Annotated in this window: 24 protein-coding genes, 1 tRNA gene and 2 pseudogenes; 19 read left to right on the top strand and 8 right to left on the bottom strand. The window is 66.0% G+C overall.

All coding sequences use genetic code 11. From position 1 onward, the window contains the following. The first annotated feature begins 196 nt into the window (after positions 1-196). Together smc and Q0925_RS12045 are read left to right on the top strand one after the other, a co-directional pair. Positions 197-3,772 (top strand): chromosome segregation protein SMC, encoded by a 3,576-nt coding sequence (gene smc / locus Q0925_RS12050; protein ID WP_299335853.1) that lies wholly within the window; start codon positions 197-199, stop codon positions 3,770-3,772. Beyond that, the gene (locus tag Q0925_RS12045) at positions 3,765-4,628 is read left to right on the top strand and encodes a segregation and condensation protein A (RefSeq protein WP_299335851.1); all 864 of its coding nucleotides are present in this window, start codon (positions 3,765-3,767) and stop codon (positions 4,626-4,628) included. Before smc ends, Q0925_RS12045 begins: the two co-directional genes overlap by 8 nt. Positions 4,629-4,853: 225 nt before the next feature. Here Q0925_RS12045 and Q0925_RS12040 read toward each other — a convergent pair whose 3' ends face one another. The 3 genes from Q0925_RS12040 to Q0925_RS12030 are packed head-to-tail and all read right to left on the bottom strand — an operon-like array spanning position 4,854 to position 6,572. Next, positions 4,854-5,087 (bottom strand): hypothetical protein, encoded by a 234-nt coding sequence (locus Q0925_RS12040; RefSeq protein ID WP_299335849.1) that lies wholly within the window; start codon positions 5,085-5,087, stop codon positions 4,854-4,856. Between the two features lie 45 nt (positions 5,088-5,132). Further along, complete coding sequence (locus Q0925_RS12035; RefSeq protein ID WP_299335847.1) at positions 5,133-6,092, bottom strand: AEC family transporter; 960 nt, start codon at positions 6,090-6,092, stop codon at positions 5,133-5,135. A gap of 54 nt (positions 6,093-6,146) precedes the next feature. Then, entirely contained in the window at positions 6,147-6,572 is a 426-nt protein-coding gene (locus Q0925_RS12030) for a hypothetical protein (RefSeq protein WP_299335845.1), read from the bottom strand. An 86-nt stretch (positions 6,573-6,658) separates the two neighbouring features. Between Q0925_RS12030 and Q0925_RS12025 the strand changes: the two genes are divergently transcribed. From Q0925_RS12025 to Q0925_RS12015, 3 genes are all read left to right on the top strand, one after another. Further along, positions 6,659-7,552, top strand: a complete 894-nt coding sequence (locus Q0925_RS12025) for a PhzF family phenazine biosynthesis protein (RefSeq protein WP_299335843.1) — start codon at positions 6,659-6,661, stop codon at positions 7,550-7,552. Between the two features lie 133 nt (positions 7,553-7,685). Beyond that, positions 7,686-9,953: a phosphoenolpyruvate synthase gene (gene ppsA / locus Q0925_RS12020; RefSeq protein ID WP_299335841.1), complete on the top strand. Its 2,268-nt coding sequence runs from the start codon at positions 7,686-7,688 to the stop codon at positions 9,951-9,953. A 65-nt stretch (positions 9,954-10,018) separates the two neighbouring features. Beyond that, the gene (locus Q0925_RS12015) at positions 10,019-10,570 is read left to right on the top strand and encodes a YqaA family protein (protein WP_299335839.1); all 552 of its coding nucleotides are present in this window, start codon (positions 10,019-10,021) and stop codon (positions 10,568-10,570) included. Here the strand turns inward: Q0925_RS12015 and Q0925_RS12010 are convergent. Continuing rightward, complete coding sequence (locus Q0925_RS12010) at positions 10,567-11,535, bottom strand: glutathione S-transferase family protein (RefSeq protein ID WP_299335837.1); 969 nt, start codon at positions 11,533-11,535, stop codon at positions 10,567-10,569. The genes Q0925_RS12015 and Q0925_RS12010 overlap by 4 nt on opposite strands. A 164-nt stretch (positions 11,536-11,699) precedes the next feature. On the opposite strand from Q0925_RS12010, the gene Q0925_RS12005 reads away from it, so the two are divergent. The 4 genes from Q0925_RS12005 to Q0925_RS11990 all read left to right on the top strand — a co-directional run bounded on the left by Q0925_RS12005 (position 11,700) and on the right by Q0925_RS11990 (position 14,840). After that, positions 11,700-12,470 (top strand): endonuclease/exonuclease/phosphatase family protein, encoded by a 771-nt coding sequence (locus Q0925_RS12005; protein ID WP_299335834.1) that lies wholly within the window; start codon positions 11,700-11,702, stop codon positions 12,468-12,470. Positions 12,471-12,542: 72 nt separating this feature from the next. Then, positions 12,543-12,914 carry a hypothetical protein gene (locus Q0925_RS12000; RefSeq protein ID WP_299335832.1) on the top strand — a complete coding sequence of 124 codons (372 nt, stop codon included), beginning with the start codon at positions 12,543-12,545 and terminating at the stop codon, positions 12,912-12,914. Between the two features lie 178 nt (positions 12,915-13,092). Beyond that, the gene (locus Q0925_RS11995) at positions 13,093-14,019 is read left to right on the top strand and encodes a sulfide-dependent adenosine diphosphate thiazole synthase (protein ID WP_299335830.1); all 927 of its coding nucleotides are present in this window, start codon (positions 13,093-13,095) and stop codon (positions 14,017-14,019) included. Between the two features lie 65 nt (positions 14,020-14,084). Beyond that, the gene (locus tag Q0925_RS11990; protein WP_299335827.1) at positions 14,085-14,840 is read left to right on the top strand and encodes a DUF7001 family protein; all 756 of its coding nucleotides are present in this window, start codon (positions 14,085-14,087) and stop codon (positions 14,838-14,840) included. Here Q0925_RS11990 and Q0925_RS11985 read toward each other — a convergent pair. The 3 genes from Q0925_RS11985 to dcd are packed head-to-tail and all read right to left on the bottom strand — an operon-like array spanning position 14,837 to position 17,051. Further along, entirely contained in the window at positions 14,837-15,526 is a 690-nt protein-coding gene (locus Q0925_RS11985) for a class I SAM-dependent methyltransferase (RefSeq protein ID WP_299335825.1), read from the bottom strand. The two genes, Q0925_RS11990 and Q0925_RS11985, sit on opposite strands and share 4 nt — an antisense overlap. Continuing rightward, a complete protein-coding gene (locus Q0925_RS11980) occupies positions 15,523-16,473 on the bottom strand; it encodes a thiamine-phosphate synthase family protein (RefSeq protein WP_299335823.1) in 951 nt (316 codons plus the stop codon). Before Q0925_RS11980 ends, Q0925_RS11985 begins: the two co-directional genes overlap by 4 nt. Then, a complete protein-coding gene (dcd, locus tag Q0925_RS11975; RefSeq protein ID WP_299335820.1) occupies positions 16,470-17,051 on the bottom strand; it encodes a dCTP deaminase in 582 nt (193 codons plus the stop codon). The genes Q0925_RS11980 and dcd overlap by 4 nt, the downstream gene beginning before the upstream one ends. 147 nt (positions 17,052-17,198) lie before the next feature. Here dcd and citZ point away from each other — a divergent pair, with 147 nt between their 5' ends. The 6 genes from citZ (at position 17,199) to Q0925_RS11945 (ending at position 20,967) form a co-directional block, all read left to right on the top strand. Continuing rightward, complete coding sequence (citZ, locus tag Q0925_RS11970; protein WP_299335818.1) at positions 17,199-18,338, top strand: citrate synthase; 1,140 nt, start codon at positions 17,199-17,201, stop codon at positions 18,336-18,338. 9 nt (positions 18,339-18,347) lie between these two features. Then, the gene (locus tag Q0925_RS11965) at positions 18,348-18,773 is read left to right on the top strand and encodes a gamma-glutamylcyclotransferase family protein (RefSeq protein ID WP_299335816.1); all 426 of its coding nucleotides are present in this window, start codon (positions 18,348-18,350) and stop codon (positions 18,771-18,773) included. A gap of 188 nt (positions 18,774-18,961) precedes the next feature. Next, on the top strand, positions 18,962-20,188 hold the full coding sequence (ilvA, locus tag Q0925_RS11960) for a threonine ammonia-lyase (RefSeq protein WP_299335814.1): 1,227 nt from the start codon (positions 18,962-18,964) through the stop codon (positions 20,186-20,188). A 64-nt stretch (positions 20,189-20,252) separates the two neighbouring features. Beyond that, positions 20,253-20,633, top strand: coding sequence for a Rid family detoxifying hydrolase (locus Q0925_RS11955; protein WP_299335812.1), 381 nt, complete (start codon positions 20,253-20,255; stop codon positions 20,631-20,633). 18 nt (positions 20,634-20,651) lie between these two features. After that, positions 20,652-20,858, top strand: a complete 207-nt coding sequence (locus Q0925_RS11950) for a hypothetical protein (RefSeq protein WP_299335809.1) — start codon at positions 20,652-20,654, stop codon at positions 20,856-20,858. 28 nt (positions 20,859-20,886) lie between these two features. Next, positions 20,887-20,967 (top strand) — tRNA-Ser (locus Q0925_RS11945). A gap of 4 nt (positions 20,968-20,971) precedes the next feature. On the opposite strand, the gene Q0925_RS11940 is transcribed toward Q0925_RS11945, so the two are convergent. Next, positions 20,972-21,163 carry a hypothetical protein gene (locus Q0925_RS11940; RefSeq protein WP_299335807.1) on the bottom strand — a complete coding sequence of 64 codons (192 nt, stop codon included), beginning with the start codon at positions 21,161-21,163 and terminating at the stop codon, positions 20,972-20,974. 165 nt (positions 21,164-21,328) lie between these two features. Between Q0925_RS11940 and Q0925_RS11935 the strand changes: the two genes are divergently transcribed. The 4 genes and pseudogenes from Q0925_RS11935 to Q0925_RS11930 all read left to right on the top strand — a co-directional run. Further along, on the top strand, positions 21,329-21,463 hold the full coding sequence (locus tag Q0925_RS11935) for a hypothetical protein (protein ID WP_299335805.1): 135 nt from the start codon (positions 21,329-21,331) through the stop codon (positions 21,461-21,463). Positions 21,464-21,527: 64 nt separating this feature from the next. Beyond that, a pseudogene (locus Q0925_RS12505) lies at positions 21,528-21,644 on the top strand (DUF7383 domain-containing protein); the annotation flags it as partial. A 131-nt stretch (positions 21,645-21,775) separates the two neighbouring features. Beyond that, positions 21,776-21,952: pseudogene (locus Q0925_RS12500) on the top strand (DUF7383 domain-containing protein); the annotation flags it as partial. A gap of 165 nt (positions 21,953-22,117) precedes the next feature. Then, the coding region (locus tag Q0925_RS11930; protein WP_299335855.1) for a TCP-1/cpn60 chaperonin family protein at positions 22,118-22,869 on the top strand (752 nt) is incomplete at its 3' end.

Here is a 22,869-nt window from a genome sequence, read left to right as displayed (position 1 = left end):
GTCCTCCGGGACGACCACCCCCGACCCGTCGGGCGTGGGTGCCGCGGCGGTGTCGTCCGACCCGGACGCCTAAGCCAGCACCGACACCGGGGCCGACACCAACCCCGACACCGACGCCGGGGCCGAGACGGTGGGGGGGGACGACTCCGACTCGGACGGCAACGACATCATCATCGCCTGACCGGGGCCACGCCCCATGCACATCACCGAACTCGTTCTCGACGATTTCAAGAGTTTCGGCCGGAAGACGCGAATCCCCTTTTACGAGGATTTCACGGTCATCACGGGGCCGAACGGCTCCGGTAAGAGCAACATCATCGACGCCGTGCTCTTTACGCTCGGCCTCGCACGGACCCGTGGGATTCGCGCCGAAAAGCTGACGGATCTTATTTACAACCCCGGACACGAGGACGACACCGACGAACCCGGCCCCCGCGAGGCGAGCGTGACGGTCGTTCTCGACAACGCCGACGGCACGCTGGACCGCTCGCAGGTGGTCAACGCCGCCGGCACGGAGGACATCGGCGATGTCGACGAGATATCTGTCAAACGCCGTGTCAAAGAAACCGAGGACAACTACTACTCCTACTACTATCTCAACGACCGGTCGGTCAACCTCTCGGACATCCGGGAGCTGCTCGCGCAGGCTGGCGTGACCCCCGAGGGGTACAACGTGGTGATGCAAGGTGACGTGACCGAAATCATCAATATGACCGCCACGGAGCGTCGGACCATCGTCGACGAGATCGCCGGCGTCGCGGAGTTCGACGCGAAAAAGCAGGACGCTTTCGAGGAACTGTCGCTCGTTCAAGAACGTATCGACGAGGCCGACCTCCGGATCGAGGAGAAGACGACCCGCCTCAACCAACTGGAAGACGAACGCGAGACGGCACTGGCGTACCAGTCGCTCCGCGACGAGAAGGCGGAGTATGAGAGCCACCTGAAAGCCGCCGAGTTGGAACAAAAGCGGACGGCGCTAACACGGACTGAAAAACGGATCGAGGCCAAAGAGCAGGAACTCGCCGACCGGCGGGCAACCCTCGAGAAGCACCGGTCCGAGGTCGACCGGCTGGAGACCGACCTCAACGACCTCACCCGGGAAATCGAGCGCAAAGGCGAAGACGAACAGCTCCGAATCAAAGGAGAGATCGAGGAGCTCAAAGGCGAGATCGGTCGCCTCGAAGCGACCATCGAGAACCAGGAGGAGACGGTCGAAGACGCCGAGCAGGAGCGCCGGGAGGCGTTCGTCAGCCTCGACAACAAGACCGAGGAACTCGACGACCTGGAAAACGAGATCCGGTCGATCAAAGTCGAGAAGGCGTCGGTGAAAAGCGACATCGAGGCCAAAAAGGCCGATCTCCGGGCGGTCGAGACCGAGATCGAGAACGTCGACACGGCGTTCGACGAACTCAAAGAGATCCTCGCGGAGCGTAAAGAAAGGTTGGAGGAGCGAAAGACCGAGCGAAACGACGCCCAGCGAAAAAACGATCGCCTGCTCGACGAGGCACGACGGCGCTCGACCCGGATCAGCGAGGCCCGGTCGGAGTTGGAGACGGCCCACGAGCGGCTCCCGGCGTTGAACGCGGAGCTGTCGGACCTGCGGGGTGAACTCGACCGTGCAAAGCGAAACCGCGAGAAAATCGAGACCGCCATCGAGGAGTTGCGCGCCGAGAAGGCCGACCTGAACGACGACCTCGACGGGATCAAGGAGGGTCTCCGGACGAAACGGAACGAGTACGCCGAACTGGAGGCGCGGGCGGACCGCGACGGCGACGACTCGTGGCCGCGGTCGGTGACGACCGCCCTCAACGGCGGCATCGACGGCGTCCACGGCGCGGTCGGCCAGTTGGGGAGCGTCGACCCCGAGTGGGCGACCGCCTGCGAGACGGCCGCAGGCGGCCGATTGGCGAACGTCGTCGTCGACGACGACGGCGTCGGCGCGGCCTGTATCGACCACCTCAAGTCCCGGTCGGCGGGTCGGGCGACCTTTCTCCCGCTCACCGAGATGGACCGGCGGGGACTCCCCTCGAAACCCTCCCATCCGGGCGTTGTCGACTTCGCGCGGAACCTCGTCGATTACGACGACCGCTACGCCGGTGTGTTCTCATACGTCCTCGGGTCGACGCTCGTGGTCGAGAATATGAACGCGGCCCGGGATTTGATGGGTGACTACCGGCTCGTGACGCTCGACGGCGACCTCGCGGAGAAAAGCGGCGCGATGACCGGCGGCTCCGGCGGCGGGTCGCGGTACTCATTCACAAAGAGCGGAAAAGGGAAACTGGAGCGGCTGGCCGAGGAAATCGAACGGTTAGAGGACGACCGCCGGACGGTCCGTGAGGAGATCCGCGACGTGGAGTCGCGACTGGACGACGCCCGCGACCGCAAGGCCGATGCGACCGAGCGGGTTCGCGAGGTCGAGACCGAAATCGAGAACGCCGAAGCCGACCGTGCCGAGACGGAGGCCGAGATCGAGGCGTTGGAGGACGAACTCGACGACCTCCGTGGCGAACGCGACGAGGTGGACGCCGAGATGGGTGAACTGGAGGAGCGAATCGAGGAACTCGACGCCGAGATCGAGGGGATCGAGGCGGAGATCGAGGAGCTGGAGACCGAACTCGCGGACTCGCGGATCCCCGAGCTCACCGATCGCAAGGAGAGTATCGAGGCAGATATCGCGGCGTTGGAGGATCGGATGGACGACCTCGACGCCCAGCTCGGCCAGACACAGGTCGAGGTCGAGTACGCCGAGGAGGCCGTCGACGACCTCGAAGCGACCATCGAGGCGGCCAAGAAGCGCAAGCGTGAGGCCACGGATCGGATCGAGGAATCGGCGGCCGAGGTCGAACGCCACAAAGCGACGCTGGGGGAAAAGCGTGCGGCGATCGAGGAGTTGGAGGACGAACTCGCCGGTCTCAAGGCCGATCGGGCGGAGCTACAGACCGACCTCCGCGAGGCGAAGTCGGGCCGCGACGACCAGCGTGAGCGCGTCGCCGAGGTGGAGAACGGCCTCGACGACCTCGCGGAGGAGGCCGAACGGCTGGAGTGGGAGATCGACGAACTCGAGACCGAGGTCGGCGCGTACGATCCCGAGGAGGTCCCGGACCACGAGACGGTCGAGGAGAACGTCGCGCGGCTGGAGTCGGAGATGGACGCGCTCGAACCCGTCAACATGCTCGCAATCGACGAGTACGACGAGGTGGCGGCGGAGCTAGACGACCTGCAGGAGCGCCGCGACACGCTCGTCGACGAACGCGACGCCATAGAGGAGCGGATCGAGGGGTATGAACAACGAAAAACGGAGACGTTCATGACGGCGTTCGAGGCCATCGACGACCACTTCCGGGACATCTTCGAGCGGCTCTCGGCGGGAACGGGCGAACTCCATCTCGAGAACGAGACCGACCCCTTCGACGGCGGCCTGACGATGAAGGCCCAGCCGGGCGATAAGCCGGTTCAGCGGTTGGACGCGATGAGCGGCGGCGAGAAGTCACTGACCGCACTCGCGTTCATATTCGCCATCCAGCGGCACAATCCCGCGCCGTTCTACGCGCTGGACGAGGTGGACGCCTTTCTCGATGCGGCCAACGCGGAACGGGTCGGCGAGATGGTCGACGACCTAGCCGACGAGGCGCAGTTCGTCGTCGTGTCCCACCGCTCGGCGCTGCTCGACCGGTCGGAGCGTGCGATCGGCGTCACCATGCAAGGGGACAACGTGAGCGCGGTCACGGGTATCCAACTCGACGACACGCCGGAGGCGACCGCCGATGACTGACGACCACCTCCCGGACGACGTGGACCTGCCACGCACCGACACCGACACCGACACCGACACCGACACCGACGAGGTCGAACCCGTCGAACTCCTGGTGCAGTTGGCCGAGAACGGCGAAATCGATCCGTGGGACATCGAGGTCGTCGAGGTGACCGACGCCTTTCTCGACCGCCTCAACGAAACCGACCTCCGGACGTCCGGCCGCGCGTTGTTTTACGCGAGCGTCCTTCTGCGGATGAAAAGCGACAGCATCGTCGGCGATGAGAGCGAGGAGCCCCCCGACATGGAGCCGTGGGAGGCCGCCATGGACGGCGACGAGGGGACACAGGGGCCACACGGGCCGGACCCGATCGACGTTCTCGACGCGGAACTCGACCGCCGGTTGGAGCGGAAACACGCCCGCGGGTCGCCCGAGACGTTGGACGAACTCGTCCGGGAACTCCGGGAGGCAGAACGCAACTCGTGGTGGAAGGAGTCGCGATCCTACGACACGTCGGCGTCGCCCGGCGGCTACGACCGCGGGACACAGACGCTTGACTACCGGGCGGCCGACGACCTGCGCGAGGGTGGTGAACCGACCGAAAACGAGGTGACCGGGACCACCCATGCCGAGGACATCGAGGCGAAAATCGAGGCGGTTCGGGAGGCCGTCCGCGGCCACTACGACGCCGGCCGGGCCGAGGTGCTGTTCGCCGAGGTGCGAACGGCCGCGGGCGCACCGGTCGACACCTTTCTCGCCTTGCTCTTTCTTTCACATCGCGGCGAGATCAGGCTCCGGCAGGACGACCTCTTTGGCGACCTTTGGATCCGCGATCCGTCGGCCCCGGCCGTCGGCGACGAGGCCGTGGCGGACTGAGACCGTTCCGTACCCCACAGCCGGGGAGCGCCCACGGGACCGAGCCGTGGGGCGGCGAGACTGTGGCCGACCGAAGCGGTTCTACGACCCGTCGTCTCCGGTCGCCGGTGACAACGGTTCCGTGCCACACAGCCACGCGGGGACCCGCCCGACGGCGTGTCGTGGTGCCGGCCGAGTGCCCCACCACCCTCCCGGCGAGAACAGCGACGCCGTGGCGCCCGGCGGTTACCTCGTCGGGACGGTGTCGGTGATGACAAGCAGGATCACGAGGCCCAACAGGGCCAGTAGAACGACCGCGACACGCACATCGAACAGGAGGGTCGCGGCGGCGACGAGGCCGGTTTCGTGGGCTAGCTCGACGGTCTCGCGTTTGGCAACCGCGTAGGGCGGGACGTGCACCGCCGTCAGTATCGCCACGACGACGAGGAGTGCGTAATCGAGGCCGTCTCTTTCTCGCATTCCCGGACGTGGGTGTGGCGATGGCTTAAACATCGCGGCCGACGGCTACACGAGCAGGCCACTCTCCAGTACCGCAATCAACACCGTCAGAAGCGGCACGCTCAGCACCGTCGTGACGAGAACGGCCGTACTGACGTACTCGGCGACCGAGAGGCCCTCGCCGGCGGACTCGCCGCCGAACTCGACGACGAGGAGGAGTGGTGTGATCGCCGCTGGGGTGGCACATTCGAGAACGAACGTGCGTGCGACCGTCGGGTTCCGGAAGCCGACGAGAAGGGCGATTCCAACGCCGACGACGGGGGCGACGCCCATCTTCAGCACGACCGCCGGCCCGACACGGGAGAGCGCGGCTCCGTAGTCGGTGTCGGCGAGTTGGACGCCGAGGATCAGCAGCATGAGCGGGATGGAGGCGTTGCCGACGAGCGCAAGCGTCTCCATGGCGGTGCCGTCCGCCGGCGGGACGACTCCGACCCAGCGAGCCAACACCGCGGCGACGACGGCGTAGACGAGTGGGATCTCGAGGGCGCGTTTCATCCCCTCTCTCCCGCGGGAGCCGCCGCTTCGCCCCGCGACGTAGATGCCGACGGTGTACACGACGACGATTTGAACGGTCAGATAGAGCACGGCCGTGCTTCGGCCGTCGGCGCCGAAGGCGAACTCCGAGAGCGGGATGCCGTAGTTGCCGGAGTTGGGGAAGACGCTCACGAGAACGAGCGCGCTCAGAACGGGTTCCTGCGCGCCGAGGAGTCGGCCGACCCCCTCCGCGACGACGAGCATGACGAGCATGTACGCGGCGGTGGCGACGCCGATACGGGCGAGCGTTGCCTCCGCGAGCGTCGCGGTGGCGATGCTGTGGAAGACCAGCGCCGGGACGAGGACGTACACCGTGACGGTGTTCAGCGGTCCGATATCCACGTCGCGGCGGTACCCGAGCACGACACCGACGCCGGCCAGCGTGACGATGGGAAGAATGGCTGTCGCGAAGATGGAGAGCAGCGATGTCACGCGTTGCCTCCACCGTGATGGGCCGTTGCCCGGAGGCGTCCTGTTCGGACCACGTTAGGCGAGTCGCCACGCCTCGGAGTCGTCGACCGGTTCGATCACCGGCCGGCGCTCAATCCCGGTTCGCTGGATGGCGCGTTCCGCCGCAGGCAGGTGGTGACCGCCCGTCCGGTCGAACCGACCGTCGGTCCGCCACGTCCCGGCCTCCATCGGACCGACCGTGTCCTCAACCGGGTTCCACACCCACCCCATGAGGTGTTCGCCAACGAACTCGGGATCGAACACCCTGTGGCTGGCGTGGGCGTCCGCCCCGAGACGGTCACAACGGCCCTGCCCGGCGAACCGGCCACCGCACACACGGGCATCGATCACGTCCGGGCCGGACGCCGCGGGCAACGCCTCGTTGGCCACGTCCCGACAGGGTCCGTAGATACACCGCCGGTCGGCGGTCGTGCAGGCAACGTCGTCCGGGAGGTTGCGCATGAGAGCGCATCGACCGGCCGGGAGGTAATGGCTTACGGGTTCAACCGACCCACAACGTCTTGCCCCGTGGCGTCCAGGTCGGTTGCATGGACACGCGCCGGATCCTGCTGATCGACGCCTTCACCGACGAACCGCTCACGGGCAACCCGGCGGGCGTCGTTCCCGACGCGGCCGGCCTCGACGCCGACCAGATGGGGGCAATCGCCCGCGAGATCAACGCCAGCGAGACGGCGTTTCTTACCGGGGACGACGACGCAAACCGCCGGATCCGTTATTTCACGCCGACACAGGAGGTGGACCTCTGTGGGTACGCCACGGTCGCGAGTCTCGTCCACCTGTACGAGGCGGGAGCTCTCGACGGCGAGGGATCGCTCCGGACGAACGCCGGTGTTCTCGACGTGTCGATCGAGGAGGGTGTCGCGTGGATGGCACAGAACGACCCGTCCGTCGAGACCGTCGACCTGGACTACGACCGCGCGGCCGAGACGCTGGGTATCGATCCGGCGGCGCTGCGGGACGTGGGGGCGGATCTCCCGGCCGCGGTGGCATCGACCGGCCTCCCGTTCCTGCTCGTGCCCGTGAACTTTCTCGAACACATAGCAGGCGTCGATCCCGACCCGGACGCGGTGGCCGACCTCGCCGCGGCCTACGGCGCGACGGGGGTGTACCTCTTTACCTTCGACGCGTTGGACGCGGCGTCGACCCTCCATGCCCGCATGTTCGCGCCGGGGGCAGGCGTTCCGGAAGACCCCGTGACCGGGACGGCAAGTGGTGCATGCGGGGCGTATCTCCACGCCGTCGACGCGTTCGACGACCCGCCGACGGAGATGCGGTTCGAACAGGGCCACCTCATCGACCGGCCGGGGCTGGTTCGGGTCCGCGTCGACGATGGGGTTCGGGTGGGGGGGCGGGCGGTCACCGCCCTCGACGGGACACTCGTCGTCCCACCGAGCGACGACGACGACATCGTCGAGGCCTGATCGGTACACGGCGTCGCCGGTGGATGGGCTGAGTTGTCCCTCCGGAACGACCCGCGACACCACGCCGGCGGTCGGCCGTAGTTGCACACTCCGAAACCTTCTTTATGCCACTGGCGGGACCTTTGTTCACGAAATGGCTGTAGCTTGGCTGGAGAACGTACGATCCACCGATCTGGGGACGGTCGGTGGGAAGGCGGCTTCGCTCGGCGAACTCACGGAGGCCGGACTACCCGTTCCGCCGGGATACGTCGTAACGGCCGGCACCTACCGGACCTTTATCGAGGAGGCCGGCATCGACGAGGAACTGTTTGAGGCCGTCGACGTCGACTCCGACGACTCGGCGGCACTGGAGGAGGCAAACGAACGCGCACACGACCTCATCATGGAAACGCCCGTCCCCGAGTCGGTGCGCGAGGGGATTCTCGAGTCGTACCGAAACCTCGACGACGGAATGGCGTTTGTCGCCGTCCGGTCGTCGGCCACAGCGGAGGACCTTCCGGATGCCTCCTTTGCCGGCCAGCAGGAAACGTTTCTCAATGTGACCGAGGACGACCTGATCGAACGGGTCAAGGAGTGCTGGGCGTCGTTGTTCTCCCAGCGAGCCATCTACTACCGCAATCAGAAGGGCTTCCCCCACGACGAGGTCGACATCGCGGTTGTCGTCCAGAAGATGGTCGACGCCGAAAAAAGCGGCGTGATGTTTACCAGCCACCCCTCGACCGGCGACCCGCGCATCATCATCGAGGCGGCGTGGGGACTTGGCGAGGCGGTCGTTGCCGGCGCGGTGTCGCCGGACAACTACGTCGTCGACCGGACCACGAGCGAAATCGAGGGGATGACCGTCGCGACGAAAAAGGTGATGCACGTCAAAGACGAGGCGACGGGTGAGACGGTCGAGACGGAGGTGCCAGCGGAGAAACGCGACGAGCAGGTGCTGACACAGTCGGAGATCGATCGGCTCGTCGAACTCGGTCGGACGGTCGAGGACCACTACGGCGAGCCACAGGACGTCGAGTGGGCGGTCGTCGACGGCGAGGTGTATATGCTCCAGTCCCGTCCGATCACGACGATCGACGAGGGCGAGGACGCGGGTGTGGACGCCGACGTAGACGACGACGGCGAGACCGACGACACGCTGTTGTCGGGACCCGGCGCGAGTCCGGGCGTTGCCGTTGGCCCTGTCCGGGTCGTGACACAACTCGACCATCTCGATCAGGTTCGCGAGGGCGACGTGATCGTTACCGAGATGACGATGCCGGATATGGTGCCGGCGATGAAGCGTGCGGCCGCCATCGTCACCGACGAAGGCGGGATGACCTCCCACGCCGCCATCGTCTCCCGGGAACTCGGCGTTCCCGCGGTGGTCGGCACCGGCGGCGCGACAAAGACACTCGAAGACGGGCAGGAGGTCACCGTCGACGGCGAGATGGGAACGGTCGTTGAGGGGCGTGTGGCCCAGTCGGACCCGACCGTCGAACCCTCCGACGACGCACCGTCCGGCCCACGACCCAAACCGGTGACGGCGACGGAGGTGAAGGTGAACGTCTCTATCCCGGACGCCGCGGAGCGTGCGGCCGCCACCGGGGCCGACGGCGTTGGTCTCCTGCGGATCGAGCACCTGGTCCTCTCGCTGGGCAAAACCCCCGAGCGGTACATCGAGGACGAGGGCACCGAGGCATACGTCGGCGAACTCATGGACGGCATCCAGCAGGTCGTCGAGGCGTTCTACCCCCGTCCGGTCCGGGTCCGAACCCTCGATGCGCCCACCGACGAGTTCCGACAGTTGGAGGGCGGCGATCAGGAACCCAACGAACACAATCCGATGCTCGGCTACCGGGGCATCCGACGGAGCCTCGACCGTCCCGACGTGTTCGAGCACGAACTCGAGGCGTTCAGCCGGCTCTACGAGAAAGGGTACGACAATCTCGAGATCATGTTCCCGATGGTCAACGACGGCGAGGATGCGGGCCGCGCCCGCGACCGCATGGCGGCTGCAGGGATCGATCCCGAGACACGCGACTGGGGTGTGATGATCGAAACGCCGGCGAGCGCACTCGGTGTCGACGACATCGTCGAGGAGAACGTCGACTTTGTCTCGTTCGGTACCAACGATCTCACACAGTACGTGCTCGCGGTCGACCGCAACAACGAACACGTCTCCGACCGCTTCGACGAACACCACCCGGCGGTGCTCGATCTGATGGGTGATACGCTCGACACCTGCAACGCTGCCGGTGTCGACACGAGCATCTGCGGACAGGCCGGATCGGATCCCGAGATGGTCGAGTTCCTCGTTCGGAAGGGGATCACCTCGATCAGCGCCAACATCGACGCGGTGCAGGACGTTCTCGAGACGGTCGACGGTGCCGAGGAGCAGTTGATCCTCGACGCGGGACGGTAAGACCCCGTCTCGGCCGCGAGGCCGGAACCTGAAAGACTTAGGTCGCCCCCATCCCAGAGAGAGATGTGGACGCGTTCGTCATCCCGCTGGCGACTGATTTCCTCGGCTTCGAGTGGCTCACACGACTCGTCCGCACGGCGACCGGGTGGGCCGGGCTAGCAATCATTTTCATCTACTCCTTTCTCATCGCCTTTGCGCTCCCCGGCGTCAGCGAGGTGGTGTTGTTGGCCCCGTTGAACCTCGGGTTGTCGACCGAACTGCGCCTAGCGCTCATCATTCTCGCCTCCGGTCTCGGCAAGGCCGCCGGGAGCGTCTTTGCCTTCCACATCGGGCAGGAAGCAAAGGAGGCCGGGCCGGTGATCCGGGCGCTCCGGCGCTCCCGGTTCGACGTGATCGAGTGGTCGGAACGGCGCACCGTCGACGTCGCACGCCGGTGGGGCTACGCCGGCCTCGCGGTCGCGTTATCGGTCCCCTTTTTCCCGGACACGCTCTCGATATACGCCTTCGCCGTTCTCGAGGAGGACTACGTCAGGTTCGCCGCCGCCACCTTCGTCGGAAGCGTCGGCCGACTGCTCGTGACACTCGCACTGAGTGCGGGTGTGGTGGCGGTTCTTTAGCGGAGCGCTTCGGGTGGCCCGCCCGGTAGCCGGTCGCGGTCGTGCCCCTCTGTGAAGTCGATATCCGGCCCCGTCGCCACCAGACGCTTGGGGTTTACGTCGCCGTGGCTCACGTAGTAGTGTCGGGTGATGTGGTCCATGTTGACGGTTCGCTCGATCCCCGGCGTGGTGTAGAGATCCTTCGTGTACCCCCAAAGGTTCTCGTACTCGTGGATCGCGCGCCGGTTGCACTTGAAGTGGGTGTGGTAAACGTGATCGAACCGCACGAGCGTCGCGAACATGGCGAGATCGGCCTCGGTGAGGCGGTCGCCGGCGAGGTAGCGCCGGTCGGCGAGGCGGTCGTCGTAGCGGTCGAGTGCATCGAACAGTTCGTCGACGGCGCGGTCGTAGGCGGCTTGGGAGTCGGCGAAGCCGGCACGGTAGACGCCGTTGTTGATGGGGTCGTAGATGTCATCGAGCAGCGTATCGACCTCGTCGCGGTACCCCTTGGGGTAGAGGTCCACGTCGCGGGTCGCGAGGTCGTCACCGGCCACGTCGAGCATCCGCATGATCTCCCGTGACTCGTTGTTGACGATGGTCTCCTGCTTCCGGTCCCACAGAACGGGCACGGTCACCCGACCGGTGTAGTCCGGGTCCGCCCGGACGTAGATATCCCGCAGGTACTCCTCCCCATACAGCGGATCGGGGGTGGCCTCGGAGAACTCCCAGCCCTGGTCGTAGCGTTCGGGTTGGACCAGCGACAACGAGATGGCGTCGTCAAGGCCCTTGAGCGCACGCGTCATCGCGACCCGGTGGGCCCACGGACACGCCCGACAGATGTACACGTGGTACCGCCCGGCCTCGACGGGGACGGCCTCGTCGGGGCCGATGCGGTCGCGGAACGTCGTCTCCTGTCGCCGGAACTCGCCGTCGTCGTCCGTCTCGTAGTCGGTTCCAACCCATTCGCCGTCGATGAGGCCGCTCATCGGCCGGTCACCTTGCAGTTCATACGAGTGTCTCCGTAGTGGGTAGCGAAAAACCTTCGCTGACGGCGCTTGCCGTCCGTCGGGCCGGCCACGGACTGCCGAGACACGCGTCCCCGCCGGCGTCCGGCCGTCACTCTCAAATCCGTTCGGCCGAAACATCGTCGATGGAGTTTGTCGTGTGCTCGTACAACGTCCGCCACCGGATGCTCGACGACGGCCGTGACGCTTGGGCGCGCCGTCGGGATGCCGTCACCGGACTTCTCCGGTCGCTTTCTCCGGACGTTCTCGGACTGCAGGAGAGCACCGGACCCCAGCAACGCGACATCGAACGGGCGCTCGATCGGTACCGGTGGCACGGCGTCGCCGACGACCCGGGATCGGGCGAACACAACCCGATCGGAGTCGGCGGTCGGTTCGTCCCGCGCGCGAAACACACCGAGTGGCTCTCCCCGACGCCGGACGAGCAAAGCGTCGGCTGGGACGCGGCGTACCCCCGCGTTCTCACGCGGGTTCTGCTGACCGACACGCTGACGGATCGCTCGCTTGCGGTTTACAACACACATTTCGATCACCGAGGCCGCGTCGCACGAAGACACAGCGCACGGCTCGTCAGCGAACGCATCACGTCCCTGCCGGCCGCGACCGAGGCCGTCGTTCTCGGCGATTTCAACTGTCGACCGGGCACGCGGCCGTACGAGATTCTGGGGAACGACTGTGAGCGCCCGCTCCGAGACACACGCACCGCCGCCACCACTACCGACGGGCCAGCGACGACGGTCACCGACTTCGAGGCGCTCGATCCCGGCCGCCGACTCGATCACGTACTCGTGACGCCGGGGCTTTCGGTCGACACGTACCGGGTCCACGACCGGACCGTGAACGGCCGGTATCCGTCGGACCATCTTCCGATCGTTGCCCGACTCCGGTTCGACTGAGCCGCCCCGGGTGTTTCCGTGAGAAGCCCGGAGATAGTTCGAATTATATCCCGCCGGGGATTAGATCGGCCCGTGTCACGGACGACCTCATCGGCGTTTCTGTCGGCGGCCGCAGTGATCGGCATTGTCGGATGTCTCGCCGCGGCGGTCACGCCCGTCGTGGCGAATGCTTCGGCGGCGTTTACGGGTAGCGTCGCGACAAGCGGTGTCGTCGGCGTCGTCTTCGCCGCTCGCAACGCGCAACTGCTCCGGAATCGGGGGACGGTGAGCCTCCCGGCGGCCGTTCTCACGACCATCTTCGGTGGCTGGTTCATGATCGCACCGTTGTTGTACGACGTCGGATTTCTCGCGACGGCCGGCACGCAACTGTTCGGAATGCTGGTTTCGGCGTTCGCGCTGTACATGACCGTGGACGCCATCGGCGGAGCCGAGGCCCCTCGCTGAGCACGGCACCCCGCCGACGGCGGGCGCATGCGTTGTGCCCCCGAGCGTGAACCGAGGAGGCAGGCGTCGCCACGGCCGCCGGGTACCGACGCTTATGTCCACGTGGCTTCGCCTCGGACCGGTCAGCCGACGACCGGTCGCAAACTATTTTAACCACTTCGTGGTATCAGTTAGTGGTATGTCTTCGTTCAGTGAGTTCAGCCAGGTCGGCGAGGCGGACGTAACACGCGCGATCGGTCAGGAGTGGACCGAGGAGTTCATGGACTTCTCGGACTCGGACGTGCTCATCGTCGGCGGCGGCCCGTCGGGGCTGATGGCGGCGAAAGAGCTCTCGGACCGCGGGGTGAAGACGATGGTCGTCGAGAAGAACAACTACCTCGGCGGCGGCTTTTGGCTCGGTGGCTTCCTGATGAACAAGGTGACCGTTCGGGACCCCGCACAGGACGTTCTGGACGACCTTGCGGTGGACTACAAACCCGCAAACGACACCGAGGGGCTGTACGTCGCCAACGGACCGGAGGCGTGTTCGGGCCTCATCAAGGCCGCCTGCGACGCCGGCGCGAAGATCCAGAACATGACCGAGTTCACCGACATCGTGATCCGCGAGGACCACCGCGTCGGCGGTATCGTCATGAACTGGACGCCGGTCCACGCGCTGCCCCGGGAAATCACGTGTGTCGACCCCATCGCTGTCGAGGCGGACCTCGTTATCGACGCGACGGGCCACGACGCCGTCGCGGTCACCAAACTCGACGAACGGGGCGTTCTCGACGCGCCGGGTATCCAACACGCAAAGGAAAACAACACGGGCATGGACCAGACCGACGACGACTCCTACGGTGCGCCGGGTCACGACTCGCCGGGCCACGATTCGATGTGGGTCGGTGAGAGCGAGGACGCGGTCGTCGAACACACGGGCCTCGTCCACGATGGTCTGATCGCGACCGGGATGGCCGTCGCCACCACCTACGGCCTCCCCCGGATGGGACCGACCTTCGGCGCCATGCTCGTCTCGGGCAAGCGCGCCGCGCAGGTCGCCATCGACGAACTCGGTGTCGACGCCTCCGACGTGGAACTCACCTCGCGGGCCCCCGCCGACGACTGAGGACGATGCGGATGGGGCGAGCGGTCGGACCACTCGAACGATGTGGGCGCAGGCGAGACACGTAGATGGTCGATACCGTCTCTCTCTACCGCGCGCCGACGACGCCGGCGGACGCCGACGAGATCGGCGAGTGGCTCGATCGGCGGATCGATGCCGAGGTGCGGATCCGTGACCGACTGCTGGGGAGCGTCGACACCGACTTTGCCGAGGCGATGGCCGCGGCCCGCGTCACCGACCCCTACGACCCCAAGACGGGCAACACGATGGTCGGGATCGTCCGTTACGAGGAGCGCGCCCTCGACTCGCCGGGCCGCGCCGGTGGTGTCGTCTACGACGGACGCACCGTCCAGCGGGCGCTGAACCCTCGGCTCCCGACCGATCAGGCGCTCGACCACCTGCATCTGCCCCTGTTGGATCGCGTTCTCGGCACGTGGGGGGACCACGACGGCCGGTGGCACAAACGGGTGGCCGTTCTCGGTCAACCGGCCGCGGTCTCTGTACCGGGACTGTACGAGGCCCCGGCAAAGCCCGAGGCGTACTACGAGGCGAAAAGCAAACACGCCCTGATGACGGGCGACGCGCCGCCCCGAGAGGTGCTCGAGGCGGAGGTCGACGGCGACTTTCTCGTCGCGGACGACCCCCGGACGACCGACGCGCTGAAAGGGTACGTTCTCGCGGCCGTCGACTTCGTCGAGACGGGGACGGCGTTCTGTGACGACGAACGGTGCCGGCTCTACGACGCCCACCGACAGCCGGGGGTCGTGCGGGCGCAACTCCGGGACCCGCAGTTCTGCCCGGCCCACGCCGACCGGTACGGCTAACCCGGTCGGCCGGCGCTCAGGTAGGCGAACCCACCGATTCGGCGGTCGTGGGTGGTCGCCGTACAGGAGTCGAGCAGCGTCCGGTGTGCGGCCGCGACCCGGCGGTCGAGGTCGGCAACGAGCGACCGTTCACCGTCCTCCCGGGCTCCCGGCGGTGCGGTGGCGGCAACGACGACGCCGAACGGCCGGTTCAGGAGCCGCCCGAACGGATGGGTGCTCCGTGCGAGGTCCAAGAGAACGACCCGACTCGGATCGAGACCGTCGAGCCACGCGTTCACCGTCGCCGCGGGGTCGGGGAGCATCCCGACGAGAAAGGAGGCGAGAACGGCGTCGGCCCGGTCGACGGGCGGGCGGGTGGCATCGCCCTGACAGACGGTCACGTTCGACCACCCCGCACGCTTGACGTGGCTACGGGCGCGAGCGACCGCACCGCCGGCGGCGTCGACGCCGACGACGCGCCCCTCGGGGCCGACGCGTTTGCGGAGATATCCGAGGGTCGCCCCCGTGCCACAGCCGAGGTCGACGACGGTGTCGCCCGGCGAGAGGTCGAGCGCCGAGACGGCATCGGCCCGCAGTCGCCGGATGCCGGGCGCGTTGCGGGCGAGAACGTCGTACCACCGCGCCCACCGCGAGTAGAAGGCCTGTGCGGCCGCCGCACGGTCCGGATCCGGCGTCGCCCCGGTCATCGACACAGATCGCGGACGATCCGCGCGGCAGTCGGGGCGTCGCCGGCGAGAACGTACGTGATGGGTTCGATACCGAAGCCGCCGGTCTGGTAGAGAACCAGCGGCGACGAGGGCGCCGAGTCGCCGGCGGCCCCGACGGCGTCGACGATGGCCGGACTGACGGGGTCGTGGTCGTGGTCGTGGTCATCATCACCCGTTTCGCGGGCCGCGTCGAACTCGACGGTTCGGTAGCCCGCCGCGCGGAGGTCGTCGAGAAGCGTAGGGTCGTGGCGTACGTTGACGGCTCCTCTGACCGGTGCGCCGGCGGCGCGGGCCGACAACAGCACCGAGGCGACGTGTTCGCTGACGCCGAACTCGGGATCCGACGGGACCGTGGTCGTCCCGCGCACGTCGAAGATGCGGCCGGGAACGCCGGCAACGTCCTCGACGTCCGTCGGGTCGGGGAGGCACTCGGCGAGGTTGGAGCCGACGTTGGGAACGAGGTCGGCAAAGCCCGCGGTGGTCCGGAGGATACGCAACCCTCGGTGAACGGCCGACCGGACCTGTTCGGTCGTCCGCACGTCGCTTTCGGGGTCGTGGACGTCGAAGGAGTCATCGACCCCCCGGAGGTCGGGCATGGCATCCCGGTGTCGTTCCGCGAGGAGGTCGCCCGCTTCGAGACGACGGATCAACACTTCCGTCTCGATCAGCGCCTGGACGCGGCTCATGTCGCCGGTGGCCAATCCTTCCCCGATCCGTTCGACGAGCGCGCGGACCCGGTCGTCGTCCCGGATCGCGTCGCTGGTCGTCACCTCGCCGTGGGCGTACTTCGAGACGGCAGACTGAGAGATGCCGAGCGCATCCGCCACCTCGCGTTGGGTGAACCCCCGGTCCCGGAGGTCCGCGGCGAGCATCGACCGAACCGTCGGGAGAAACTCGTCGACGACGATCTCCTCGATGAACTTCATGTGTCGAACTCGGGGTCGTCCCCGATGCGAGAGGCCTGCGGGCCGTCTTGATCCTGATACTTCGAGCCGCGGTCGGTCCCGTAGGGTCGGTCGGCGGGCGAGGAGAGTTCGGTGAAAACGAGTTGCGACACCCGCATCCCGGGGGTCAGCGCGACGGGTGCGGTGCCGAGGTTCGACAGTTCGAGCGTCACCTGTCCCCGGTAACCGGGATCGACAAAGCCGGCGGTGGCGTGGACGACAACGGCGAGGCGACCGAGCGAGGATCGGCCCTCGACGTTGGCGACCAGATCCCGTGGGATCTCGACACGCTCCTTTGTTGTCCCGAGAACGAAGTCGCCGGGGTGAAGAATGAACTCCTCACCGTCGTCAACGACCGTCTCGGAGATGTACTCGCTGACCTCTCGCTTCCGTGTCGGGTGGATACACGAGATGTTCGTGCGTTGGAACTCCAGAAACGCCGAGCCGAGGCGGAGGTCGACGCTTGCTGGCTGTACCTGTTGATCGATATCGTCGAGGGGGTCGACCACCAGACTCCCCTCGTGGAGACGGTCGAGGATGTCGGTGTCCGACAGGATCATACATAGGCCGTGGCGCCGAGGGGTAAAACCTCCCCGGTCACCGATCCGACGACCGTCCGAGTGGGTTTCTGTCGTCCGTGGCAATTCTTGACGAGAACATTAGGGAAACGACAACGTTTTTTTGAGACGGTCAGAAATTGATATGATATGTCTGAGGAGGTCAAGTGGGGGCTGGAGGGTGTCGTGGTTTCCGAGTCCCGACTGAGCTACATCGACGGCGACGCCGGCGAGTTGGGCTATCGCGGGTACGCCATCGAGGACTTCGCACGCGAGGCGAGTTTCGAGGAGGTGTTGTCGCTACTCTGGAACGGAGACTGGCCGACACCGGCCGAACTCGACGAGTTCGCCGCCCGACTCTCCGCCGAACGCGCCATCGATCCCGCCGTCTACGATCTCATTGCGGACCTCGCCGCCCAAGACGAGAACCCGATGTCGATGTTGCGGACGATCACCTCCGCCCTCTCGGCGTACGATCCGGACGCGGACGCCGACCCCGACGACCGCGAGGCCAACCTCGCCAAAGGCTGTCGCATCACCGCGAAACTGCCAACGGCGTTGGCGGCGTTCGACCGGTTGCGCAACGGTGGCGACCCCGTCGAACCGCGCGAGGACCTCGGCCACGCCGAGAACTTTCTTTATATGCTGAACGACGAACTGCCGGACGAGGTGGCGGCTGAGGCCTTCGACACCGCCCTCGTCCTGCACGCCGACCACGGGCTGAACGCATCGACGTTTTCGGCGATGGTGACCACGTCGACCATGTCCGACCTCCACAGCGGCGTCACGAGTGCCATCGGGACCCTCGCCGGTGCCCTCCACGGCGGCGCCAACCAGAACGTTATGCGGATGTTGAAAGAAATCGACGAGAGCGGCGCGGGACCGGACGAGTGGATCGAGAACGCCGTCGCCGAGGGCCGGCGAATCCCCGGCTTCGGTCACCGTGTCTACAACGTCCGCGACCCACGCGCGGCCACCCTCGCCTCCTACTCCGAACGGCTTGGCGAGGCCTCGGGTGAGTCCAAATGGTACGACTACTCCGTGGCCATCGAAGACCACATGGCCGAGGCGACGGAGTTCTCACCCAACGTGGACTTCTACTCGGCGTCGATGTACTACCAGATGGGCATCCCGATGGACATCTACACCCCGATCTTCGCGTTGTCTCGGGTCGGCGGTTGGATCGCACACGCCCTCGAACAGTACGAGGACAACCGCCTCATCCGGCCTCGCGCCCGTTACGTCGGGGAGCGCGGCCGTGAGTTCGTCCCCCTCGACGAGCGGTCGTGAGCGGTTTCTATGGATGTCTTTGTTTACGGTACGCTCACCGATCCCGACCGCGTGGGGACCGTCGTCGAGTCGTTCGTCTTTGTCGGCCCGGCCGTTCTGGAGGGCTGTCGCCCGGTCGTCGGACGGTACCCCACGCTCGTTCCCGGCGGTGAGACGGCCGGGCGACTCCTCCGGACGCCCGACATCGACGCTCTCGACGCGCACGAGGGCGTCGAGACCGGCCCGTACGTCCGGGTGTCGGTTTCCCGCACCGACGGCGGGACCGTCGCCGTCTACGTCGGCGATCCCGACGAGTTGGTGGACGGCGACGGACCCGGCGGCGGCCTAGCGGCCGACGAACGTCCGACCGAGTGGCCCGGCGACGGCCCGTTCGCTGACCGCGTCCGCCGGTATCTCGACGCCGAAGCCGTTGTCGTTCGGCCACAACGTTCCTGATCGGAACCGATCTATCGACCACCTCCGTGCCCACGTTCACGTTCACTTTCACCGCGCCTTCATGAGATTTATGTATCCCGGCAACTAATTATATAATGCACGTCACGCGCGTGCATCCCCCTTTTCAAAACACGGGTGCGGTCAGCGGTACACAAACCGTTAACAGCCACCACGGGAAATGTAGCGGCATGCTCTCGTTCGAGGACGTGGTCGCGGCCCGGGATCGGGTCATGGGCGTCGCACGACACACGCCGCTTGAGTACTCGTACGCCTTCTCCGAGATGACGGACGCGGAGGTCCACCTCAAACTGGAGAACTTTCAGCGGACGGGGGCGTTCAAGATCCGGGGGGCGATGAACCGAATCGAGACGTTGTCCGACGAGGCCAAGGAGGCGGGCGTGGTCACCGCAAGCGCCGGCAACCACGCGCAGGGCGTTGCCTTGGCCGCCACCCGCGCGGGCGTCGACTCGAAAATCGTCATGCCGGACCACGCGCCCGTCTCGAAGGTGAAAGCCACCGAACGATACGGCGGTGAGGTCGTTCTCCACGGGGCGGACTACAGCGAGGCACAGTCGGAGGCCCACCGGATCGAACACGACGAGGGGCGGACCTACGTCCACGCCTTCGACGACGAGATGGTGATGGCCGGACAGGGGACGATCGGCCTCGAAATTGTCGAGGACTGCCCCGAGTTGGACACCGTGATCATCCCCATCGGTGGCGGTGGCCTGATCTCGGGCATCGCCACGGCGGTGAAGGCTCACGACGACGTACGCGTGATCGGCGTGCAGGCGGAGGGCGCTTCCAGCGCCGCCGAGTCGCTCCGGCGGGGTGCGATCTATGAACGTGACAGCGTCGACACCATCGCCGACGGAATCGCTACCCGACGTGTCGGCGACCTAACCTTCGAGGTGCTCAAAGAACGCGTCGACGAGGTTGTGACCGTCGACGACGAGTCCATCGCCATCGCCCTGACATATCTGCTCGAACGTGAGAAGGCACTCGCGGAGGGCGCGGGGGCTATTTCCCTTGCGGCCCTGCTCTCCGGGGCCATCGAGTACACGGAAGGTGAGGTTATCGTTCCGGCGATCTGTGGTGGCAACATCGACCTCAACGTGCTCACGACGGTGGTGATGCGGGGGCTTGTCGCAACGGGACGGTATCTCCGCTTCCGAACCATTCTGAAAGACCAGCCCGGGGCACTGGTCGACCTCGGGACCATCATCGCCGACCATCAGGCGAACATCACCGCCTTCCACCACGACCGCACGTCGCGGGACGTGGCCATGAACGACGCTCGCGTCGAACTCGAGGTGGAGACGCGCGGTCCGGACCACGTCGACGACCTGCTCTCCGCGCTCCGCGAGGCCGGCTACGAGGTCGAAATCGTCAACGGCTACCAGATGTCGGTCTGACCGACGACGGCAGGTACGGCCGTCGACGCCTACTTTTAACCCGCCTGCGCGCGACCGACCGAGCGTGAAACGAACCATCAGCACCGACGATGCCCCCGCCGCGGTGGGCGCGTACAGTCAAGCGACGACAAACGGCGACTTCCTTTTTACCGCAGGACAACTGCCGTTGACGACCGACGGCGACCTCCTTGACGACGAATCCGTCGCGACCCAGACCGAACAGTCCCTCGACAACGTGATGGCCGTTCTCGCCGAGGCGGGGGCCGACGCGAGCGATCTGCTGAAGATCACCATCTTTCTCGGCGACATCGACGACTTCGACGAGATGAACGAAACGTACGCGACGTACTTCGACGATGAGCCTCCGGCCCGGAGCGCGGTCGAGGTCGGCAACGTCCCAAAGGGTGCGGCCCTCGAAATCGAGGCCATCGCCGACGTGGCGTGATCGGGCGGTTAGGGGCGCATGAACGCGCGACAGAAGTCGAGTGGACTGTGGGGTGTGGTGGGAGCGCTTTCCTTTCTCGTTCTCGTCCAGGGCTACCGGTTGCTGCTCGGTCCCCTCGGTGTCGGGACGGCCGTCGTCGCCGGGGTGACACTCCTTGTCGCCGGCGTGACGACCGGATTCAGCTACGTGCTGGAACCACGAATGCGGGGAAACGGAAGGAGTTAATAGGTTGAGTGAGTAGTCGGGAACGCGTGCCGGGATGGCCGAGTGGTAAGGCGCACGCCTGGAAAGCGTGTTCCCTCTGGGATCCAGGGTTCAAATCCCTGTCCCGGCGCTTTTTATGACATCGCGTCTCGGGGCATGATCAGGTCGCCACCGCACTCCGGACAGCGCACGAGCGACCCGGTCACGCCCGTCGTCTGCCGGTACTCGGCATGATCGCAGTCGGTGCAGACCCATTCTGCGACGTGTTTTTCCACCGGCGACGGCTTTTCGGCGGCGGGTTCGCTGTGGCTGTCTTTCAGAGACATGGTATGCCTTCACACTCCACTCACTTAATTCACACGCTCGGAATATCCACTCATTGATGAACAAATAGGCATCAAAATTGCCTAATACCAAACGTTCAGTCAACCCCGCACGGGGCGGATCCGGAGAAAGGTTGATATAGTGCGGGACCGTTACCATGAGTGACAATGCCTGACACGAAAAGTGGTCGCGAACGAAAGGGCCGCAAGAAGCGCGAACAACTGCGCCAGCGCCTGTACGAGCGGGAGCTCGAAGCGCTCGACGACGAGGGCGAGTTGCCGGAGTTCGGCGAGGACGAGTAGGCCGTCGGCGCGGTCATATCCGTTCCGTTCGAATCGATCGCTTGTACAGCCCCGCGCGAACCACGCGACGATCAACGTCGGCGCACACCTCGGGCCGGAACCTCGGACGCTTGATACCGACTGTGCCGACGATGTCGGTGACGAGACCGACGCCCACGAGTTCGACGTGCCGACGGTGTATGCCGCCGAGGCATCCGCGGCGCTCGGGTGTTCGAAGCCGACGCATATGGCCATGGAATCCCGACTGACGACCAGCGACCGGGCGGCTTCGACATCCTGCACAGCGGCGGCCGGCGGTAGTGGGTCGACACGCTCGGCGACGCCGGTTCCCTTGTCACCCGAAAAAACGACCTCCGGATCGCTCGTGACACCGACACCGGCGATGCCTTTGTCGTCGGCACCGTTACCGTCCACCGGACGACACGTGGCGGCCGCTCTGTATTTAAACGGCGCCAATCATCGGCCGATCGTGATCGGCTCGGTTCGTGATAACGGTTGACAAGACACCGGATGGCACGGCCACGTCAGGCGATTTCGTCACGCACGCTGGCCATCATAACGGACTACGCCGACGCGGCCATACCATACCTTTATATAGAAGGACAAACAATCCTGCGATGAACTATGAGTGAGCGAATGCAACAGGGGCAGCCGATGATCATCATGGGCGACGACGCCCAGCGAGTCCAGGATCAGGACGCCCAGGAGTACAACATCTCGGCTGCTCGCGCGGTTGCGGAGTCGGTACGGTCGACACTCGGCCCGAAGGGGATGGACAAGATGCTCGTCGACTCGATGGGTAGTGTCACCATCACCAACGACGGCGTCACCATCCTCCAGGAGATGGACATCGACAACCCGACGGCCGAAATGATCGTCGAGGTTGCCGAGACACAGGAGGACGAGGCCGGCGACGGGACGACGACGGCCGTCGCCATCGCGGGTGAACTGCTGAAAAACGCGGAGGATCTCCTCGAACAGGACATCCACCCGACGGCGATCATCAAAGGCTTCAATATGGCCGCACAGCGGGCTCGCGAGGAGGTCGACGCGGTCGCAGAGGACGTCGACCCCACGGATGAGGAGCTTCTGCGGAAGGTCGCCGAAACCTCGATGACGGGCAAAAGCTCCGAACTCGACAAGGATCTGCTCGCCGGCCTCGTCGTTGAGGCCGTCCGGGCCGTCACCGTCGAGGCCGACGACGGGAGCCACGTCGTCGACCTCGAGTTCGCAGAGATCGAGACCCAGACCGGCCGCTCGGCCTCCGAGTCCGAACTCCTCAACGGGGCGGTCATCGACAAGGACCCCGTCAACGACGACATGCCCGTCGACTTCGAGTCGGCGGACGTGCTCCTGTTGAACGAGCCGATCGAAGTCGAGGAAACGGACGCCGACACTTCGGTCAG

The organism is Haloplanus sp., from assembly GCF_028275055.1.
Lineage (GTDB): Archaea > Halobacteriota > Halobacteria > Halobacteriales > Haloferacaceae > Haloplanus.
The sequence above is the reverse complement of the archived record's forward strand: the minus strand, read 5'-3'. Positions and strand labels throughout refer to the sequence as shown.

What these genes read in the sequence shown, in the direction of transcription:
- smc (WP_299335853.1), top strand. Translation starts at nt 197, where the DNA reads ATGCACATCACCGAACTCGTTCTCGACGATTTCAAGAGTTTCGGCCGG.
- Q0925_RS12045 (WP_299335851.1), top strand. Translation starts at nt 3,765, where the DNA reads ATGACTGACGACCACCTCCCGGACGACGTGGACCTGCCACGCACCGAC.
- Q0925_RS12040 (WP_299335849.1), bottom strand. Translation starts at nt 5,087, where the DNA reads ATGCGAGAAAGAGACGGCCTCGATTACGCACTCCTCGTCGTCGTGGCG.
- Q0925_RS12030 (WP_299335845.1), bottom strand. Translation starts at nt 6,572, where the DNA reads ATGCGCAACCTCCCGGACGACGTTGCCTGCACGACCGCCGACCGGCGG.
- Q0925_RS12025 (WP_299335843.1), top strand. Translation starts at nt 6,659, where the DNA reads ATGGACACGCGCCGGATCCTGCTGATCGACGCCTTCACCGACGAACCG.
- ppsA (WP_299335841.1), top strand. Translation starts at nt 7,686, where the DNA reads ATGGCTGTAGCTTGGCTGGAGAACGTACGATCCACCGATCTGGGGACG.
- Q0925_RS12010 (WP_299335837.1), bottom strand. Translation starts at nt 11,535, where the DNA reads ATGAGCGGCCTCATCGACGGCGAATGGGTTGGAACCGACTACGAGACG.
- Q0925_RS12005 (WP_299335834.1), top strand. Translation starts at nt 11,700, where the DNA reads ATGGAGTTTGTCGTGTGCTCGTACAACGTCCGCCACCGGATGCTCGAC.
- Q0925_RS11995 (WP_299335830.1), top strand. Translation starts at nt 13,093, where the DNA reads ATGTCTTCGTTCAGTGAGTTCAGCCAGGTCGGCGAGGCGGACGTAACA.
- Q0925_RS11990 (WP_299335827.1), top strand. Translation starts at nt 14,085, where the DNA reads ATGGTCGATACCGTCTCTCTCTACCGCGCGCCGACGACGCCGGCGGAC.
- Q0925_RS11985 (WP_299335825.1), bottom strand. Translation starts at nt 15,526, where the DNA reads ATGACCGGGGCGACGCCGGATCCGGACCGTGCGGCGGCCGCACAGGCC.
- Q0925_RS11980 (WP_299335823.1), bottom strand. Translation starts at nt 16,473, where the DNA reads ATGAAGTTCATCGAGGAGATCGTCGTCGACGAGTTTCTCCCGACGGTT.
- dcd (WP_299335820.1), bottom strand. Translation starts at nt 17,051, where the DNA reads ATGATCCTGTCGGACACCGACATCCTCGACCGTCTCCACGAGGGGAGT.
- citZ (WP_299335818.1), top strand. Translation starts at nt 17,199, where the DNA reads ATGTCTGAGGAGGTCAAGTGGGGGCTGGAGGGTGTCGTGGTTTCCGAG.
- Q0925_RS11965 (WP_299335816.1), top strand. Translation starts at nt 18,348, where the DNA reads ATGGATGTCTTTGTTTACGGTACGCTCACCGATCCCGACCGCGTGGGG.
- ilvA (WP_299335814.1), top strand. Translation starts at nt 18,962, where the DNA reads ATGCTCTCGTTCGAGGACGTGGTCGCGGCCCGGGATCGGGTCATGGGC.
- Q0925_RS11950 (WP_299335809.1), top strand. Translation starts at nt 20,652, where the DNA reads ATGAACGCGCGACAGAAGTCGAGTGGACTGTGGGGTGTGGTGGGAGCG.
- Q0925_RS11940 (WP_299335807.1), bottom strand. Translation starts at nt 21,163, where the DNA reads ATGTCTCTGAAAGACAGCCACAGCGAACCCGCCGCCGAAAAGCCGTCG.
- Q0925_RS11935 (WP_299335805.1), top strand. Translation starts at nt 21,329, where the DNA reads ATGCCTGACACGAAAAGTGGTCGCGAACGAAAGGGCCGCAAGAAGCGC.